The sequence below is a fragment of the Blautia sp. CGZ-1-C1 genome, from assembly GCF_056504575.1.
On the sequence record NZ_JBWLUT010000197.1, the window covers coordinates 1 to 17,147 of the forward strand.

The 17,147-nt window shown below is 42.7% G+C and carries 16 protein-coding genes; 4 read left to right on the forward strand and 12 right to left on the reverse strand.

Going from position 1 to position 17,147, the window contains the following annotated elements:
• Positions 1-186: hypothetical protein (locus AC058W_RS17520; RefSeq protein ID WP_479390438.1), on the forward strand; the 186-nt coding region annotated here is incomplete at its 5' end.
• Positions 187-279: 93 nt separating this feature from the next.
• Here the strand turns inward: AC058W_RS17520 and ispD are convergent.
• The 7 genes from ispD to tsaE form a co-directional block, all read right to left on the reverse strand.
• Positions 280-969, reverse strand: a complete 690-nt coding sequence (gene ispD / locus AC058W_RS17525; protein WP_117846085.1) for a 2-C-methyl-D-erythritol 4-phosphate cytidylyltransferase — start codon at positions 967-969, stop codon at positions 280-282.
• A gap of 2 nt (positions 970-971) precedes the next feature.
• The gene (gene tsaD / locus AC058W_RS17530) at positions 972-1,991 is read right to left on the reverse strand and encodes a tRNA (adenosine(37)-N6)-threonylcarbamoyltransferase complex transferase subunit TsaD (RefSeq protein ID WP_117677305.1); all 1,020 of its coding nucleotides are present in this window, start codon (positions 1,989-1,991) and stop codon (positions 972-974) included.
• Positions 1,992-2,001: 10 nt separating this feature from the next.
• Entirely contained in the window at positions 2,002-2,910 is a 909-nt protein-coding gene (locus tag AC058W_RS17535) for a ribonuclease Z (RefSeq protein ID WP_119245027.1), read from the reverse strand.
• A gap of 29 nt (positions 2,911-2,939) precedes the next feature.
• Positions 2,940-3,104 carry a DUF6783 domain-containing protein gene (locus tag AC058W_RS17540; RefSeq protein WP_479390439.1) on the reverse strand — a complete coding sequence of 55 codons (165 nt, stop codon included), beginning with the start codon at positions 3,102-3,104 and terminating at the stop codon, positions 2,940-2,942.
• Between the two features lie 15 nt (positions 3,105-3,119).
• Complete coding sequence (gene rimI / locus AC058W_RS17545) at positions 3,120-3,557, reverse strand: ribosomal protein S18-alanine N-acetyltransferase (protein WP_117677303.1); 438 nt, start codon at positions 3,555-3,557, stop codon at positions 3,120-3,122.
• Positions 3,554-4,282 (reverse strand): tRNA (adenosine(37)-N6)-threonylcarbamoyltransferase complex dimerization subunit type 1 TsaB, encoded by a 729-nt coding sequence (gene tsaB / locus AC058W_RS17550; RefSeq protein WP_117677302.1) that lies wholly within the window; start codon positions 4,280-4,282, stop codon positions 3,554-3,556. The genes rimI and tsaB overlap by 4 nt, the downstream gene beginning before the upstream one ends.
• Before the next feature lie 65 nt (positions 4,283-4,347).
• On the reverse strand, positions 4,348-4,782 hold the full coding sequence (gene tsaE, locus AC058W_RS17555; RefSeq protein ID WP_117677301.1) for a tRNA (adenosine(37)-N6)-threonylcarbamoyltransferase complex ATPase subunit type 1 TsaE: 435 nt from the start codon (positions 4,780-4,782) through the stop codon (positions 4,348-4,350).
• A gap of 93 nt (positions 4,783-4,875) precedes the next feature.
• On the opposite strand from tsaE, the gene AC058W_RS17560 reads away from it, so the two are divergent.
• Positions 4,876-5,394: a peptidylprolyl isomerase gene (locus AC058W_RS17560; protein ID WP_479390440.1), complete on the forward strand. Its 519-nt coding sequence runs from the start codon at positions 4,876-4,878 to the stop codon at positions 5,392-5,394.
• 178 nt (positions 5,395-5,572) lie between these two features.
• Here the strand turns inward: AC058W_RS17560 and AC058W_RS17565 are convergent, their stop codons facing one another.
• Complete coding sequence (locus AC058W_RS17565; protein ID WP_117677299.1) at positions 5,573-6,229, reverse strand: YigZ family protein; 657 nt, start codon at positions 6,227-6,229, stop codon at positions 5,573-5,575.
• A gap of 265 nt (positions 6,230-6,494) precedes the next feature.
• On the opposite strand from AC058W_RS17565, the gene AC058W_RS17570 reads away from it, so the two are divergent.
• Positions 6,495-9,092, forward strand: coding sequence for a transglycosylase domain-containing protein (locus AC058W_RS17570; protein ID WP_119245025.1), 2,598 nt, complete (start codon positions 6,495-6,497; stop codon positions 9,090-9,092).
• Between the two features lie 142 nt (positions 9,093-9,234).
• Here the strand turns inward: AC058W_RS17570 and AC058W_RS17575 are convergent, their stop codons facing one another.
• The 4 genes from AC058W_RS17575 to ftsH form a co-directional block, all read right to left on the reverse strand.
• Positions 9,235-10,182 carry an ROK family glucokinase gene (locus AC058W_RS17575; RefSeq protein ID WP_117677297.1) on the reverse strand — a complete coding sequence of 316 codons (948 nt, stop codon included), beginning with the start codon at positions 10,180-10,182 and terminating at the stop codon, positions 9,235-9,237.
• 126 nt (positions 10,183-10,308) lie between these two features.
• Positions 10,309-11,244 carry an HPr(Ser) kinase/phosphatase gene (gene hprK, locus AC058W_RS17580; protein WP_117677296.1) on the reverse strand — a complete coding sequence of 312 codons (936 nt, stop codon included), beginning with the start codon at positions 11,242-11,244 and terminating at the stop codon, positions 10,309-10,311.
• A gap of 362 nt (positions 11,245-11,606) precedes the next feature.
• Positions 11,607-13,469 carry an excinuclease ABC subunit UvrC gene (gene uvrC / locus AC058W_RS17585; protein WP_117677295.1) on the reverse strand — a complete coding sequence of 621 codons (1,863 nt, stop codon included), beginning with the start codon at positions 13,467-13,469 and terminating at the stop codon, positions 11,607-11,609.
• A gap of 193 nt (positions 13,470-13,662) precedes the next feature.
• Positions 13,663-15,732, reverse strand: a complete 2,070-nt coding sequence (gene ftsH / locus AC058W_RS17590; protein WP_181993300.1) for an ATP-dependent zinc metalloprotease FtsH — start codon at positions 15,730-15,732, stop codon at positions 13,663-13,665.
• Between the two features lie 483 nt (positions 15,733-16,215).
• Here ftsH and AC058W_RS17595 point away from each other — a divergent pair.
• On the forward strand, positions 16,216-17,147 hold a 932-nt coding region (locus AC058W_RS17595), incomplete at its 3' end, for a DUF1846 domain-containing protein (protein ID WP_479390441.1).

Consider the following 17,147-nt stretch of genomic DNA (forward strand, 5'->3'; position numbering starts at 1 on the left):
ATTCTAGCACCAAAGTATTCACCTGTCAACAACTTTTTTACATTTTTTTCATTTTTTCTTTCTCAAACTTTAACAAACCCTGAAATCCCGCATAAATCCGCTGTTTTTTCTATAGTAATTCCAGAAAATAATACAACCAAAACAGTCCGGCAGGATGATTTCTTCAGCTACAAGGCGGAGGAATGAGGCGTAGCGGTGGCTACGGCGATTGACGACAACGCCGCAGATGAAAAATCAGACAAGTCAATATAGCAGTTACTTAATATTCGCTGTACTAGCCTAACGCAAGAATGCTTCTGCAATATAGAGATCCTCCGGCGTTGTGATCTTAATATTCTGGTAAGATCCTTCCGCAAGCGCAACCTTCACTCCTGTTTCCTGTTCTATTACCATTGCATCATCTGTGATCTTACTCATATCCTTCTTACGGATACTGTCATGCGCCTCTCGGATAAGCGCATAAGAAAATATCTGTGGTGTCTGAATCGTCCACACGCATTTTCTGTCTGGTGTTTCTTTTACATATCCTTCTGCATCTGACAGCTTTATCGTATCTTTGGACGGCATTCCCACTACGCATGCTCCGGTTTCTTTCACCTTCTCTAATCCGCGTTCGATAATTTCTTCTGTGATAAACGGCCTTGCTCCATCATGAATCAATACATATCGACAATCTTTGCATGCACACAATCCCGCATAGACAGAATCATAGCGTTCTTTTCCGCCTGCAATTACATTTGAAACCTTTGTAAAACCATATTTTTTTACTATTTCCTCTTTGCAGTAAGAAAGAGCGTCCTCTCCTGTCACGAGAATAATGTCCTGAATCAGTGGACTTTCCTGAAAACAGCGCAGGGAATAATACAGGACCGGATAGCCCTGTATTTCCAGAAACTGCTTTTGTATTTTACTGTGCATTCTTTTTCCCTGTCCTGCTGCCAGAACAATGGCTGTATTTTTTCCTGCCATTTTTAACGTTCTCCTAATTTAAGATTCGGAACTGCATTCAGATCCCATCCATGACGTGTTCCTTTTATATATTCATAATAAGCAGCTACTCCGATCATTGCTGCATTATCCGTACAGAAAATCGGTGACGGACGGTAAAAGCTGTATTTATTCTTTTTACATGCCTCTTCCATCGCTGCTCTTAAAGTTCCGTTTGAAGCCACTCCACCCGCGATTGCGATCTTAGTCATTCCATAATCTTTTGCCGCGAGCATAGTATGCTCTACCAATACATCAACTACTGCCTTCTGGAAAGATGCTGCCAGGTCTGCCCTGTTCACTTCTTCTCCTGTCATCTGGGCATGGTTGATATAATTTAGTACCGCTGATTTTACTCCACTGAAGCTGAAATCATATGGACAGTCTCCAATTTTAGCCTTAGGAAATTCTATTGCGTTCGGATTCCCCTCTTTTGAAAGTTTATCAACTTTTGGCCCGCCCGGATATCCCAGACCAATTGCTCTTGCCACTTTATCAAAAGCTTCTCCTGCCGCATCATCACGAGTGCGTCCCAGTATTTCAAATTCACCGTAATCTTTAACAATTACAAGATGGGTATGTCCACCAGATACGATCAGACAGAGAAATGGTGGTTCCAGGTCCGGATGTTCTATATAATTTGCAGATACATGTCCCTCAATATGATGAACACCTACCAGTGGAAGTTTCTTTGCATAGGCGATAGCTTTGGCTTCCGCTACGCCCACCAAAAGCGCACCTACAAGTCCCGGACCGTAGGTGACACCAATCGCATCCAGGTCGTCCAGCGTTACCCCCGCATCTGACAGAGCCTGCTCAATTACCTGGTTAATCTTTTCAATATGTTTACGGGAAGCAATTTCCGGAACTACTCCGCCGTATAAAGTATGAAGAGCAATCTGCGAAGAGATCACATTTGACAAAATGGTTCTGCCATTTTTTACAACAGAAGCTGCTGTCTCATCACAGGAACTCTCTATTGCGAGAATTAATGTATCTTTCATTTTCTATTCCTCATTCTTCAAAATTCAACTCTACACTCTTTCCATCTTTTCCCGGGAACGCATTTGGAAAAATCTCGCGGACTTTATCCATAAATTCGTCCGGTCTGACAAGAGAAGGACTGTAATGTGTCAGCCACATTTCCTGTACTTTTGCATCACGAGCCAGGACTGCTGCCTCGCGGAAAGTCATATGCTTATAGCCGCGGGCTTTATCCGCTTTATCATCTTCCCCGTACATTCCCTCACAGATAAACAGATCTGACTCCTTTGCATTGCGCAGGATAGACTCTGTTGGTCTGGTATCTGTTGTATAAGTAAGTTTAATTCCTTTTCGCGCAGGTCCAAGTACCATCTCCGGTGTATAAATGACACCATCCGCCTCTATGGTCTGCCCTTTCTGAAGAGGATTCCAGAATTTCAGCGGGATTTCCTGTTCCTTTGCTCTCTCTGCTGAGAATTTTCCCTGTCGAAGAATCTCAAGAGTATATCCATAGCAGAGAACATTATGATTCACTTTGAAAGCCGTGATTCGATAGCCATTCAATTCGATAACCTGTTCCGGCTGGGTAATTTCTACAAATTTGATTTCAAACGGAAGCTCCGGTGCAATTACACGCAATGCATTTACCACTCGTTCCAGCCCTTTCGGGCCAACCAGTGTAAGCGGTTCTGTTCGGTCTGCATTTCCCATTGTAAGGAGAAGTCCCGGAAGTCCACTGATATGATCCCCATGATAATGAGTAAAGCAGATCACATCAATCGGCTTGAAGCTCCATCCTTTTTCTTTAATTGCTACCTGAGTGCCCTCACCACAGTCAATGAGCAGACTGCTCCCATTGTATCTCGTCATAAGTGCAGTCAGCCATCTTCGCGGCAGAGGCATCATTCCTCCGGTTCCAACTAAGCATACATCTAACATATATTTCCTCTATTTCTATTTATTTAATCTTACTGCTTAGAACGTGTTCGAAAAATTATTCCCGCAATCTGCACACCCCACTTTGTGGCGCACCTCTTGTAGAAAGCCTTTTTTAACACGCTCCAGGGGGGGGTAAAAGTCTTTTCCCCTGATTTGATATCCCTGATTGTTATCAAACAAATCGGTATCATCATTTTTACAATAATTCGCTATTGCGGATGTCTGGTCATAAGCAGCGCATCCTCTACAGGGTCACTATAATATGCCTTACGAATCCCATCCCTGGTAAATCCCATTCTCTCATAAAGACGAATCGCCGTTTCGTTTCCCACACGCACTTCCAGATGAATAGTTGTGACATCACGCTCTGCGGCAAGACGGATCAGACTCTGCATCAGAAACGCACCAATGCCTTCTCTCTGTCTGTCTTTTCGTACTGCCACATTTGTAATATCTCCCTCATCCAAGACCATAAGAAGTCCGCAGTAACCCAGTATTTTTTCTTTCTCTTCTACTACCAGAAACATGGCATCATCTCTGGTAAGAAAAGTAAAAAAACCTTCTTTTGTCCATGGAACATGAAACAGGTCCTGCTCTATTTCCATTACCTGATCCAGGTCATCTACAAGCATTTCACGCAGAATCATGCCTCTGCACCTACCTGTTTCTGCGCTTTTTCCCGCTCTGCACGTTCCCTCTCTGCCTGAGATACGCGAAGATATTCCGGTACATGCTCCATAGCAGTTTCTGTGCGTCCTTCTTTATAATAAATGCTTCCTAATGCGGCTACTGCTGCTGCTCTCTGTTTGTTTACATGAGCCGGTGCAAAGGAATACGGAACATGCAGTTTCTCGGCGATTAGTTCACGAAATACCGGCACTCCGTCTCCAAGGAAAGTAACCATTTCGCCTCTCTGGTTCAGTTCATCCAATAGTTCCTCTATCGGTGCTGCCCACTGCTCTTTTAATGTTACAAGCTGGTGATTTTCAAATCTGTAAATTCCTGTATACACTTGTTTTCTTCTGGCATCCATAATCGGGCAGATCAGTCCCTGCGCATCATAAAGATTATATGCAAGCGCATCCACCGTAGGCACTGCCACTAATGGTTTCTTCAATGCAAGTCCCAACCCCTTAGCTGTCGCTGAACCGATACGAAGCCCTGTAAAAGATCCAGGACCTGCTGCTACTGCAATGGCATCTATAGATTCCAGTTCAAGCTCTGTCATCTTCACAATCTCATCCAGCATAGGCAGCAAAGTCTGAGAATGTGTTTTCTTATAATTTACTGTATATTCAGCCAGCAATGTATCATCTTCTACAACTGCGACAGATGCTACAATTCCTGAGCTGTCCAATGCTAAAATTTTCATTTCTACCTCCTGACTGTCTTTCATTATGACAGTCCTTATCATACAATATCCCTGCAGCCCTCTGATCAGATTTCTTCCAGACCGGTTACAGTAATCTTTCTGTAGTCAAATCCTTTATCCAGATCTTTCTCTATTGTCACCTTGATCAGATTTTCCGGGAGTATCTCTTCAATCAGATTTGCCCATTCGATCAGGCAGATTCCCTGTCCGAAGAAATAGTCATCGTATCCAATTTCTTCCATTTCCTCGATATCACCGATACGGTATACATCAAAATGGTATAGCGGAAGACGTCCACTCTCATACTCCTGAATAATGGTAAATGTCGGACTGCAGATAGGCTCTGTGATTCCAAGTCCTGCTGCGACGCCTTGAGTGAATACGGTTTTTCCTACTCCCAGATCACCTGTCAGTGTATAGATCTGTCCAGGTTTTGCATTCTCTCCAATCTTTTTTCCCACATCAAATGTTTCCTGTGGTGTTTTTGTCTCTATAATCATCTTTTCCACCTTTTTCTTGCAGAATTGTCCTTTGCATATTATAATAGAGCGAACAGGGAAATACAATACTTTTTGAAAAGGAGACTTGAAACTATGGCAAATCCAGTAGTTACTATTACCATGGACAATGGCGATGCGATGAAGGCAGAATTATATCCTGAAATCGCACCGAATACAGTAAACAATTTCATCAGCCTTGTAAAAAAGGGCTTCTATGACGGACTCATTTTCCATCGTGTTATCAATGGTTTTATGATTCAGGGTGGTTGCCCGGACGGAAACGGTATGGGCGGTCCGGGATACAGCATTAAAGGTGAATTTACACAGAACAGATTCAAAAACGACCTGAAACATACAGCAGGTGTTCTTTCCATGGCAAGAGCCATGCATCCAAACTCAGCAGGAAGCCAGTTCTTTATCATGCATAAAGACGCTCCACATCTTGACGGTGCATATGCTGCATTTGGTAAAATTATTGAAGGAATGGATGTTGTAAACCGTATCGCAGAAGAAGATACTGATTACAGCGATCGTCCTCTTGATGAGCAGAAGATCAAATCTATGACTGTAGATACTTTTGGTGTTGACTATCCGGAACCGGAGAAATGCTAAAAATAGCATACAATAAAAAATAATAGAGCCTCATATGATTTTGAGTGCGGTAATATACTGATTGTATATCACACTGTTACTTTCAAAATCACATGAGGCTTTATCTATATTTCATTTCTTCTATCTACCACTTTTATAGCTTTCACTGCTGATTGCAGGATTCCGGATTCTTAATACCTCAGTCCTCGAACACCTTTACTTCGCCATCAATCATCGCATAATAAAGGTCTTTTTCCTTCTTCATTTTTGCTCTTCCATTCGTTCCTTCTGTGATGGCTTTCTCCACTGAGCCAATCTGGTCAGACGGAACCAGCAGGTGCAGTACTACTCTGTCTGTATATTCTGAATCCAGTATCGGAAGCTTCTGTTCTCCGGCAATATACTGGATTTTTCCGATTCCGGTGTAGTCTGTGATCACTTCCATCGAAATACCGTATGTTTTTTCTATCACAGTGCTGGCAGAAAGTCCTTCCTGCAGACTCTTGGAATATGCTCTTACCAGCCCGCCCGTTCCAAGTAAAACTCCGCCAAAATATCTGGTAACTACCGCAGCCACATTATAAATATCTTCGCCCAGGATCACATCCAGCATCGGTCTTCCTGCAGTTCCGGATGGTTCTCCGTCGTCACTGCATCGAGTATATTCACGATTCTTTCCCACTGAATATACATAACAGTTATGTCTGGCATCCCAGTATTTCTTCTTCATCTCCTCTATAAAAGCCAGCGCTTCCTCTTCCGTCTGTACAGGACGTACTGTGGCGATAAATCTGGATTTCTTTTCAACGATCTCGCCCTCCCCGCCCTCATAAACTGTTTTATATTTTTCAAGCATTTTGTTATTCCTCTCTTAAAGTAAATACGCATCTTTGCTGTTCACAGGAAAAATCCTGTTTACAAACAATAATGGTATTTAACTGTCTCTACCGCCACAGTGTACCATGAATTACAGAAATTCGCCAGCACAGTGTATACTAATTTTTATAAAAACTCACAATAACCTCTATAAAGGTACAAAACCAATTGTGAATTTTTATTTTTTTGCTTTATTTACTTATTCTTATTTGATATAATAGAACGGATTATAAAGGAGGTTTAACATGAACTACGGTAAAAAGTCGACTGCAAAGAAGCGGACTGCGCTGATTTCCCGTTCTTCCATGATGGGAAAACGTGCAAGAGTTTCTTTCATCAGAGTCCTGTTCGTATCACTGATAGCACTCTGCATCGCAGTAGCCTGCCTGGGTGTAGGGTCTTTCAGGGGTGTGATTGATAATGCTCCTGATGTTAATGATATTGATATTATGCCACTGGGCTATGCAACTTTTCTTTACGACGATGCCGGAAATCAGATCCGTAAGCTGGCCGCACCGAATTCCAACCGACTGCCGGTTACTTTGGACCAGATTCCTGTAGATTTACAGCATGCGGTCGTCGCAATCGAGGATGAGCGTTTTTATGAACATAATGGCATTGATGTAAAGGGTATCCTTCGTGCCGGAATGAAGGCAATCACTACCGGTGATTTTTCCGAAGGTGCCAGTACAATCACTCAGCAGCTCCTGAAGAATAATGTATTTACCAACTGGACCAGTGAGTCTACTCAGTTTGAACGATTCACACGTAAATTTCAGGAACAGTACCTTGCTGTTCAGGTCGAAAAGAAAACAGATAAGGATACCATTCTTGAAAACTATCTGAACACGATTAACCTTGGAGCCGGATCATACGGTGTACAGGCCGCCGCACGTCAGTATTTTGATAAAGATGTATGGGATCTGAATCTTTCCGAATGTGCAACTTTAGCAGGTATCACACAGAACCCGACCAAATTTAATCCTATTATTAATCCTGAAAGCAACCAGAAGAGACGAAAAGAAGTTCTTCAGCATATGCTGGATCAGAATTATATTACACAGGATCAATATGACGAGGCTCTGGCAGATGATGTTTATTCCCGTATTCAGGCAGCTCAGGAAAAGAATTCCAGTACTGAGAATACTGTTTACACTTATTTCGAGGATGAACTGACTGATCAGATCATCAATGACCTGATGAATATTAAGGGTTATACCAAAACACAGGCAACCAACCTTCTGTACAGCGGTGGACTTAAAGTATATACAACGCAGGATTCTACCATTCAGAATATTCTGGATGAGGAATATTCTGATCCTTCCAATTATCCGGATACTGTTCAGTATGAACTTGATTATGCCCTGACAGTTACCGATCCGGATGGAAATCAGGTAAACTACAGTAAGGAAATGCTACAGCTTTATTTCCAGAATGAAGATCCAGGTTTTGATCTTTTATTTGATTCTCCTGAGGAAGGACAGACTTATGTAGACAGATATAAGGAAAGCATTCTTGCAGACGGAAGCAAAGTTGTTGCGGAACGAGTAAACTTCGCACCTCAGCCACAGTCTTCTATGAGCGTTATCGACCAGCACACCGGTTATGTGAAAGCCCTGATTGGCGGACGTGGAGAGAAAACAGCCAGCCTGACGCTGAACCGTGCAACAGATACAACCCGTCAGCCGGGTTCCACATTTAAGATTGTTTCCACCTATGCACCAGCATTAAACGAAAAGGGAATGACTCTTGCAACAACCTTTGAAGATGAGCCATATGAATATCCGGATGGTTCTCCTGTAAATAACGCAACCCGTTCTTATAATGGAACCACAACGATCCGTACGGCAATTCAGAACTCCATCAACGTTGTCGCCGTTAAATGTTTTGAGGAAGTAACTCCGGATCTTGGATTAAAATATCTCGATAATTTTGGATTTACTACTCTTGCTCATGGAACAGAAGCTGATACAGACGCAAACGGCAATGTATGGAGTGACGCAAATCTTGCTACTGCACTCGGAGGTATCACCAATGGTGTCACAAACGTAGAGCTCTGTGCATCTTATGCAGCAATCGCCAATGGCGGAAATTATATCAAACCGATTTACTACACCAAGATTCTGGATCATAACGGCAATGTACTCATTGAGAATACTTCTGCAGAACGCTCTGTAATCAAAGAAAGTACCGCTTATCTTCTTACCAGTGCAATGGAAGACGTTGTAAAAAAAGGTACCGGTACAGCATGCCAGCTTGATAATATGGCAGTTGCCGGTAAGACAGGTACAACAGAAGCATATAACGACTTATGGTTTGTTGGTTATACTCCATATTATACTTGCGCAGTATGGTCTGGTTATGACAACAATGAAAAGTTACCTGACTATGCACGTAACTTCCATAAGAACTTATGGAAGAAAGTTATGACTCGGATTCACGAAGGACTTCCGTCCAAGGAATTCGAAAAACCTGCAAGTGTAGAGAAATTAAGTGTCTGCGAAGAAACAGGTCTTCTTCCAAGAGCAGGCTGCCCGGTAATTACTGAATACTTTGATGTAGGTACCATGCCGACAGAATATTGTGATCAGCATTTCTATGATGAAAGCTATGATGAATATGATTACAATTATGATAACAGTGATGAGTCCTCCAGCCAGACAGATGCCAATACAGATGACGCCAATAATGATTCAGACACCAACAATAATGGTGATGACAGTAATGGTGGCGAAGATAACGGTGGCGAAGATAATGGCGATGGTGGTGACTACGACGGTGACAATGGTGGCGATACTAATGGTGGTGAAGATGACAGCAGTTATCAGATCGATTATTATTAATTTCATATTCCATAACGGGATTTTATAAAAAATTTCCAGTCATATCAATATAAAAATCCACAGTCTTAATTCAAGACTGTGGATTTTTATATTGATGTAATATTTAGCTTTTGATATATCAATGATGTCAGGGTCAAAAGCCTTATTGTGCTTCTTTGATAACCATACGTGCAGATCCGTAGATACCTGCATCATTTCCAAGATTTGCAAGAATGATCGGTGTCTCTTTGCAGGCTGAGAACGCATACTTCTTATAATATTTCTGAATACAGTCGATCAATGGCTGTCCTGCTTTGGAAACGCCACCGCCAATAACGATTGCTTCAGGGTCTGTAACACATGCAAACATAGCAAGCGTTCCGCCGAGCATTTCACCTACCTGTGCCATAACATCGCAGGCTACTTTATCCCCTTCTTTAAATGCGTCAAGAACATTCTTGGCAGAAAGCTTTGTAAATTTGCGAAGAACTGTCTCTTCTTCTGTAGCTGCCAGAGTTCTCTGTGCCACACGTACGATACCTGTAGCTGATGCATACTGCTCCAGACATCCACAGTTACCGCAGTTGCAGGCTTCTTTTTCCTCATGATTTACTGCTGCATGACCGATTTCTCCACCTGCTCCATGAGCACCGCCAACGATTTTTCCATCAACAATGATTCCACCGCCAACTCCTGTTCCCAGAGTTACGAGGATTACATTCTTAGATCCTGCTGCTGCACCTTTCCATGCCTCTCCAAGTGCTGCTACATTTGCATCATTTCCGGCTTTGGAAGGAAGTCCTGTCAGTTCTGTGAGTTCTTTTGTAACTTCTTTGAATCCCCAGAAAAGGTTTACCGCACATGGTACCTCTCCTCTCTCATTAACAGGTCCCGGAACACCAATTCCTACACCATCGACATCTGATTTGTCCAGCTTGCGTTCTGCTATCTTGTCCAGAATTGTCTTCGCAATATCCGGAAGGATCGCTTCTCCGCTGTTCTCCTTACGTGTCGGGATCTCCCATTTTTCAACTAAAACTCCATCTGTCTGAAAGAGTCCACACTTTACAGATGTGCCACCAACATCAATTCCAAAACAATACTTTCCCATGATATCCTCCAAATTACTTATATTTTTATTATATGATATGATATGAGTGTCAAAAGATCTTTTGACACTCATTTGATACCCGGATTGCTACGCATCTACGCCGCTCCCGCAGAGTAAACAGTAATCTTATCTCTCCTCACGTTTTTTTGCAAGGTTTGCCTGAACACGCTTGTACAGTTCTTCTGCTGCATTGTAACCCATCTTCTTCTGTCTGTGGTTGACTGCCGCAGATTCAACAATGATAGCCAGGTTACGGCCAGGGCGAATCGGAAGAGAATGGCATACAATTTTATTTCCAAGATACTCTGTGTACTCTTCATGAAGTCCCAGACGGTCATATTCTTTATCTCTGTCCCACTCTTCCAGTTTAATAACAAGGTCTACAGACTGGGTATCTTTAACACTCTCAACACCAAACAGAGTCTTAACATCAATAATACCTATACCACGCAGTTCAATGAAATGTCGTGTAATGTCAGGCGCAGAACCTACCAAGGTTACATCACTGACTTTACGAAGTTCAACAACATCATCACTTACAAGACGATGACCACGTTTGATCAGTTCCAGAGCAGCTTCACTCTTACCAATTCCACTTTCACCAGTGATCAGGACGCCTTCACCATATACATCCACAAGTACACCGTGAATAGAGATACATGGTGCAAGCTGTACGCCTAACCAGCGGATGATCTCTGCCATGAAACTTGAAGTCGTACGCTCTGTCACAAAGGTCGGAACATTATATTTAATCGCAAGATCGATCATATCCTGTGATGGTCTTGTCATTGTACTGAAAATTACGCATGGAATCTTACTGGAAATAAATCTCTCGTATTTAAATTTCCGTTCTTCATCACTAAGCTGCATCAGATAAGTATATTCTACATATCCGATAATCTGCACACGTTCGTTTGCGAAATGTTCCAGATATCCTGTCAGCTGCAGAGCCGGTCTGTTGATCTCGGCTGTCTTGATCAGTATCTCAGACAGGTCAATTTCAGGAGTCAGGTTGTGAAGTCCCAGTTCCTGAACTAATTTTGTCAACTGTACACCTTTCATTTGTTTCTCCTTTTCAGTTCAAAATTTGAGTTACTGTTCACTGCGTTCCCAGCAACAAATTTAACGATATTTTCATTATATCACATCATCATGTGCAACTTCAATTGTAAATAAAAGATACTTTTTGCACAACAAGGAAACAAGAAAATTGTTACTGTTCACTCCGTTCACAGCAACACGCTTCGCGATGCACAGAATTTATGCTAATCGCATAAATTCGCGCGGTATGTCTCGGGATTTTGGCATATTCATGCCAAAACACCTCGCGGAATAGTGGAGTGTGAACAGTAACAGAAAATTACTTACTTTGTGTCAATCGGATATTCGCAATCCGCTTTTGCTACTTGCTCATAACCGAATTTCTAACCCTTAACTTTAGGTGCATGAAAAAAGTCATATACCTGCTGCGCGCTTCCTGCGTTCATACTTTCTGTCTCAGTCAGTTCTTCCAGAGAAGCATCTCTGATATTCTCGATGGACTTAAATTTCCTCATCAAGGCTTTTCTTCTGGTTTCTCCGATTCCCGGGATATCATCCAGCAGAGAATGGACCTGTTCCTTACTTCGCAGGGAACGGTGGAATTCGATAGCAAAACGGTGTGCCTCATCCTGGATCCTGGTGATCAGGCGGAAGCCCTCACTGCTTGTATCAATAGGAATCTCCAGATTATTATAGTATAGTCCTCTCGTTCTGTGATGGTCGTCTTTGACCATACCGCAGACAGGAATATCATCAATCCCTAATTCTGCCAGTACTTTCAACGCAATATTTACCTGTCCTCTTCCACCATCCATTAAAATCAGATCCGGCATGATGGAAAAACTGTCAAACTCGTCTTTTCCTTCATGGGTAAAGCGTCGGGTAAGCACCTCTTCCATACTTGCATAATCATTCGGTCCCTGCACCCATTTGATTTTAAATTTACGGTAATCACTTCGTTTCGGCTTTCCTTTTTCGTAAACGACCATAGAACCAACGGATTCAAATCCACTGATATTGGAAATATCGTACGCTTCCATTCGTTTGATTCCCGACAGTCCAAGCCATTCTTCCACCTCATGAACAGCGCCAATTGTTCTGCCTTCTTCACGTTTGATCCGCTCTCTGTCCTTATCCAGAACCATCTTTGCATTCTCTTCCGCCAGTTCCACCAGTTTCTCTTTCGTTCCTTTCTTTGGAACGCGGATATAGACTCGTTGTTTTCTTCTGGCAGTCAGCCATTCTTCTATGATCTGAGCATCTTCTATTTCCTTTTGCAACATAATTTCTCTCGGGATGAATGGTGTGCCCGCATAGAACTGCTTCATAAAACTTGACAATACCTGTGCTTTCGTATCTCCACGCGCCACACGCAGATAGAAATGTTCGCGTCCAATCAGTTTACCATCGCGGACAAAAAATACCTGCACAACTGCATCCTGTTCACGAAGATCAAGACTTTCATCCATTGCCACTGCAATGATATCCTTATCCTCTTCACCATAACTGGTGATTTTCTGACGCTCCCCGATTTTCTGAATGCTGCGGATCAGGTCACGATATTCCGTGGCATCTTCAAAACGCATTTCATCTGACGCTGCCATCATCTTATCTGTCAGCATATCAATCGTATCCTGGAAATCTCCATTTAGGAATTTCAGCAATTCAGTGATATTTTTCTTATACTCCTCAGAGGTTATATAACCCTGACAGGGAGCTGTACACTGTTTCATATGATAGTACAGGCAGGGACGATCCTTTTTACAGTCTCTCGGCAGTACTCTGTTGCAGGAACGCACTTTATAAAGTTTGCGCACCAGTTCAATTACGTCTTTTACTGCTCCCGCACTGGTATATGGACCAAAATATTTTGTCTTGTCTTTCTTCATTCTTCTGGCGAAAAGTACTCTGGGATATTCCTCATTAACTGTGACTTTAATAAAGGGATAACTTTTGTCATCCTTGAGCATGGTATTGTACTTCGGACGATGTTCCTTAATCAGGTTGCATTCCAGAACCAGGGCTTCCAGTTCTGAATCTGTAATAATGTACTCAAATCTGGTGATATGGGTTACCATCTGCTCAATCTTGGCGCCTTTATTCCTGCTACTCTGGAAGTACTGTCTCACCCTGTTCTTCAGACTGATAGCTTTTCCAACATAGATGATTTCATCTTTCTCACCATGCATGATATAAACTCCCGGCTTGCCTGGAAGTTTCTTTAACTCTTCCTCTATCTGAAACATAAAATCTCCTCCATTTATGCTTCTACGTATTCTACTATTATGTTATTTTTGATAACCGCCATCTGCTTTACTTATATATTTTAGCCATTTATTCTTCATATGCCGCTAATTCAGGCAAGTACTCATGAGCTTGCTAAGTAAATTTATATATAGAAAAAACAGAGTCGGAATATTATCCGGCTCTGTTATTGTATCACTGAATCTCTGTCTTATCCAGCGTTACTGTATTCTCTTTTACATCTGAATCCGGGACTGTTGTCTGATCTGCTATCGTCTGTTCTGTCTCCGTTTGATCCATCTGTTTTGTTACCGGCTCTTCCGGTTTTGTTTCCGTCTTCTCCGGAATTTCCAGGTCATCCAGGTTTTCAGGAATCTCGAGCCCACGCTCTACAGCACGGAATATTTTCATAAATTCCTTGCCTGTAATTGTCTCTCTGCGGATCAGGTAGTCGGCAATCTTATCCAACGCTTCTCTGTGACCGCCGATCAGTCTTTTGGCTTCTTCGTATGAATTATGAAGAAGTACCATCACTTCATGGTCTACCTCTGTCGCAGTGTCATCACCACAGTTTAAAACTGCTCTGCCACTAAGGTACTGATTCTCCTGGGTAGCCAGTCCCATAAGTCCGAATTTCTCAGACATACCATACTGGGTGATCATGGCTCTTGCCACTTTTGTCGCCTGCTCAATGTCATTGGCAGCACCCGTTGTCACTGTATCAAATACCAATTCCTCTGCGGCACGTCCGCCAAGATATCCTACAAGCATTGCTTCCAGTTCTTTCTTGGTGTTGAGATATTTCTCCTCTTCCGGCACCTGCATAACATAGCCAAGTGCACCCATTGTTCTCGGCACGATCGTAATCTTCTGTACCGGTTCTGCATCTTTTTGCAGAGCACTTACCAGTGCATGTCCTACTTCATGATAAGATACAATCTTACGTTCCTGAGCGCTTAAGATTCTGTCTTTCTTCTCTTTACCTACAAGAACTACTTCGACAGCCTCGAGAAGATCCTTCTGGGATACCGCACTGCGTCCGCTCTTAACCGCAAGAATCGCAGCCTCATTTATCATATTTGCAAGGTCAGATCCCACTGCGCCGGAAGTTGCAAGCGCAATGTTCTCGAAGTCAACAGTCTCATCCAGATGTACATTTCTGGCATGTACTTTCAGAATCTCAATTCTTCCCTTCAAATCCGGACGGTCAACAATTACTCGTCTGTCAAAACGGCCCGGACGCAGAAGTGCCGGATCAAGAACTTCCGGACGGTTCGTAGCTGCCAGAATCAGAAGACCTTTAGAAGTATCAAATCCGTCCATCTCGGCAAGCAGCTGGTTCAATGTCTGCTCACGCTCGTCGTTGCCACCGCCGTAATGGGAATCACGGCTCTTACCGATTGCATCGATCTCATCGATAAAGATGATACATGGTGCATTCTTCTTCGCTTCCTCAAACAAATCGCGGACACGGGATGCACCCACACCTACGAACATCTCTACAAATTCAGAACCTGACAGGGAAAAGAACGGTACATGCGCCTCTCCTGCTACGGCTTTTGCGAGAAGTGTCTTACCTGTTCCGGGAGGTCCCACAAGCAGGGCACCTTTCGGAAGTTTGGCACCGATGGTCGTATATTTTCCCGGATTATGCAGGAAATCTACAACCTCCTGAAGTGATTCTTTCGCTTCATCCTGTCCGGCTACATCTTTGAAAGTAATTCCTGTGTCTTTCTGAATATAGGCTTTCGCCCGGCTCTTTCCAACTCCCATCATGCCACCGCCTTTATTCATGCGGCGCATAAATACCATCAGCAGTACAAACAGCACGATCGTCGGCAGAAGCACACTGACCAGCATGGAAACAATCTCACCAACTGCATCCGGCTGCTTATATTCAAACTTGATTCCTGTTCCCTCAAGTCTCTCGGTCAGTTTATCTACTGACTCCATCTGATTGGTATAATAAACATCTTCTGAAAATCCTGATGACTGATGTTTCGGTGTGATCGTCAGAGTGTTTGACTGAAGTGAAACTTCCTTCACATCTCCATCATTTACCATCTCAATGAATTTATCGTAAGTGATCTCACTTGAACTGTCCTTGAGCATATTAGTAAACATGGCGAAACATACCAAAGTAACCAGGAGGCATACCAGAAAAGCAAGGATCGACTGATGATTTTTATTCGGATCCGGCTTGCCAGGACCTTTATTATTATCAGGACGATTGCCATTCGGATTATTGTCCATATGATTATCCATTTTCTTCCTCCTAAACGTTATCGTTCTTATTATAAAGAGAATTTTGTTATAAATCAACCGCGAGATTGTGAAATTTCCGTTATGTCTCGGGTTTTCTGTGATCTTCGCTCACAAAAAACACCTCGCGGGATACTATCAGTGAACAGTAGCCGAATCTTTCCAGTCACTGCTTATTGCTCCTCGCAATTGAAGCAGGGGACTTACTTTATTCGGTTAAATTTACTGATTTGATAAAATTTCTTTATTTTTTTAAAATTTATCTGTTACAAACCATGTTTTTTGTAGTATACTATTGACAAAGTGATTACTGCTCACTTCATTCTCAGTAATACGCTTTGCGATGCACAGAATTTATGCTAACTGCATAAATTCGCGCTGTATGTCTCGGGATTTTGGCATGATATGCCAAAGCACCTCGCGGGATACCAACCACGAGCAGTAATAATAAGTGATTAATTATGTGATGGGAAAGGAAATAAACAAATGAAGATAGGATTTGACAACGACAAGTATCTGAAAATGCAGTCCGAACATATTCGGGAACGTATCAGCAAGTTTGGTAACAAGCTTTATCTGGAATTTGGCGGCAAGCTTTTTGATGACTACCATGCTTCCAGAGTTCTTCCGGGATTTGAGCCGGACAGCAAACTGCGCATGCTGATGCAGCTTTCTGATCAGGCAGAGATCGTCATCGTAATCAGCGCAGCTGACATTGATAAGAATAAAATCAGAGGTGACCTTGGTATCACTTATGATGAAGATGTGCTCCGCCTTATGGAAGTATTCACAGAGCGCGGTCTTTATGTAGGAAGTGTCTGCATCACTCAGTATGCAGGACAGGAAAGTGCAGACGCATTCAAGAAACGTCTGGAGAAGCTTGGAATCAAAGTTTATGTGCTTTATCTGATTCCTGGTTATCCAAACAATACTTCCTTTATCGTAAGTGACGAAGGATATGGTAAGAATGACTATATCGAAACAACAAGACCACTGGTTGTCATTACTGCCCCGGGACCAGGAAGCGGAAAAATGGCTACCTGCCTTTCCCAGCTTTATCACGAATACAAACGTGGTGTCAAAGCAGGCTATGCGAAATTTGAAACTTTCCCAATCTGGAATATTCCGCTGAAACATCCGGTAAACTTAGCTTATGAAGCTGCAACTGCAGATTTAAACGATGTCAACATGATCGATCCATTCCATCTGGAAGCATACGGCGAAACTACCATTAACTACAATCGTGATGTAGAAGTCTTCCCGGTTCTTCAGGCTATGTTCGAGAAGATCATGGGTGAGTGCCCTTACAAATCTCCGACAGATATGGGTGTCAACATGGCAGGAAATTGTATCGTCGATGATGAGGTCTGCAAAGAGGCTGCACGTCAGGAGATCATCCGCAGATATTATAAGAGCAT

Excerpts from the sequence above, each read along its gene's own strand:
- AC058W_RS17570 (WP_119245025.1), top strand. The coding sequence starts at position 6,495 with ATGAACTACGGTAAAAAGTCGACTGCAAAGAAGCGGACTGCGCTGATT.
- AC058W_RS17565 (WP_117677299.1), bottom strand. The coding sequence starts at position 6,229 with ATGCTTGAAAAATATAAAACAGTTTATGAGGGCGGGGAGGGCGAGATC.
- tsaD (WP_117677305.1), bottom strand. The coding sequence starts at position 1,991 with ATGAAAGATACATTAATTCTCGCAATAGAGAGTTCCTGTGATGAGACA.
- AC058W_RS17540 (WP_479390439.1), bottom strand. The coding sequence starts at position 3,104 with ATGATGATACCGATTTGTTTGATAACAATCAGGGATATCAAATCAGGG.
- rimI (WP_117677303.1), bottom strand. The coding sequence starts at position 3,557 with ATGATTCTGCGTGAAATGCTTGTAGATGACCTGGATCAGGTAATGGAA.
- AC058W_RS17560 (WP_479390440.1), top strand. The coding sequence starts at position 4,876 with ATGGCAAATCCAGTAGTTACTATTACCATGGACAATGGCGATGCGATG.
- AC058W_RS17535 (WP_119245027.1), bottom strand. The coding sequence starts at position 2,910 with ATGTTAGATGTATGCTTAGTTGGAACCGGAGGAATGATGCCTCTGCCG.
- tsaB (WP_117677302.1), bottom strand. The coding sequence starts at position 4,282 with ATGAAAATTTTAGCATTGGACAGCTCAGGAATTGTAGCATCTGTCGCA.
- tsaE (WP_117677301.1), bottom strand. The coding sequence starts at position 4,782 with ATGATTATAGAGACAAAAACACCACAGGAAACATTTGATGTGGGAAAA.
- ftsH (WP_181993300.1), bottom strand. The coding sequence starts at position 15,732 with ATGGATAATCATATGGACAATAATCCGAATGGCAATCGTCCTGATAAT.
- hprK (WP_117677296.1), bottom strand. The coding sequence starts at position 11,244 with ATGAAAGGTGTACAGTTGACAAAATTAGTTCAGGAACTGGGACTTCAC.
- AC058W_RS17575 (WP_117677297.1), bottom strand. The coding sequence starts at position 10,182 with ATGGGAAAGTATTGTTTTGGAATTGATGTTGGTGGCACATCTGTAAAG.
- uvrC (WP_117677295.1), bottom strand. The coding sequence starts at position 13,469 with ATGTTTCAGATAGAGGAAGAGTTAAAGAAACTTCCAGGCAAGCCGGGA.
- ispD (WP_117846085.1), bottom strand. The coding sequence starts at position 969 with ATGGCAGGAAAAAATACAGCCATTGTTCTGGCAGCAGGACAGGGAAAA.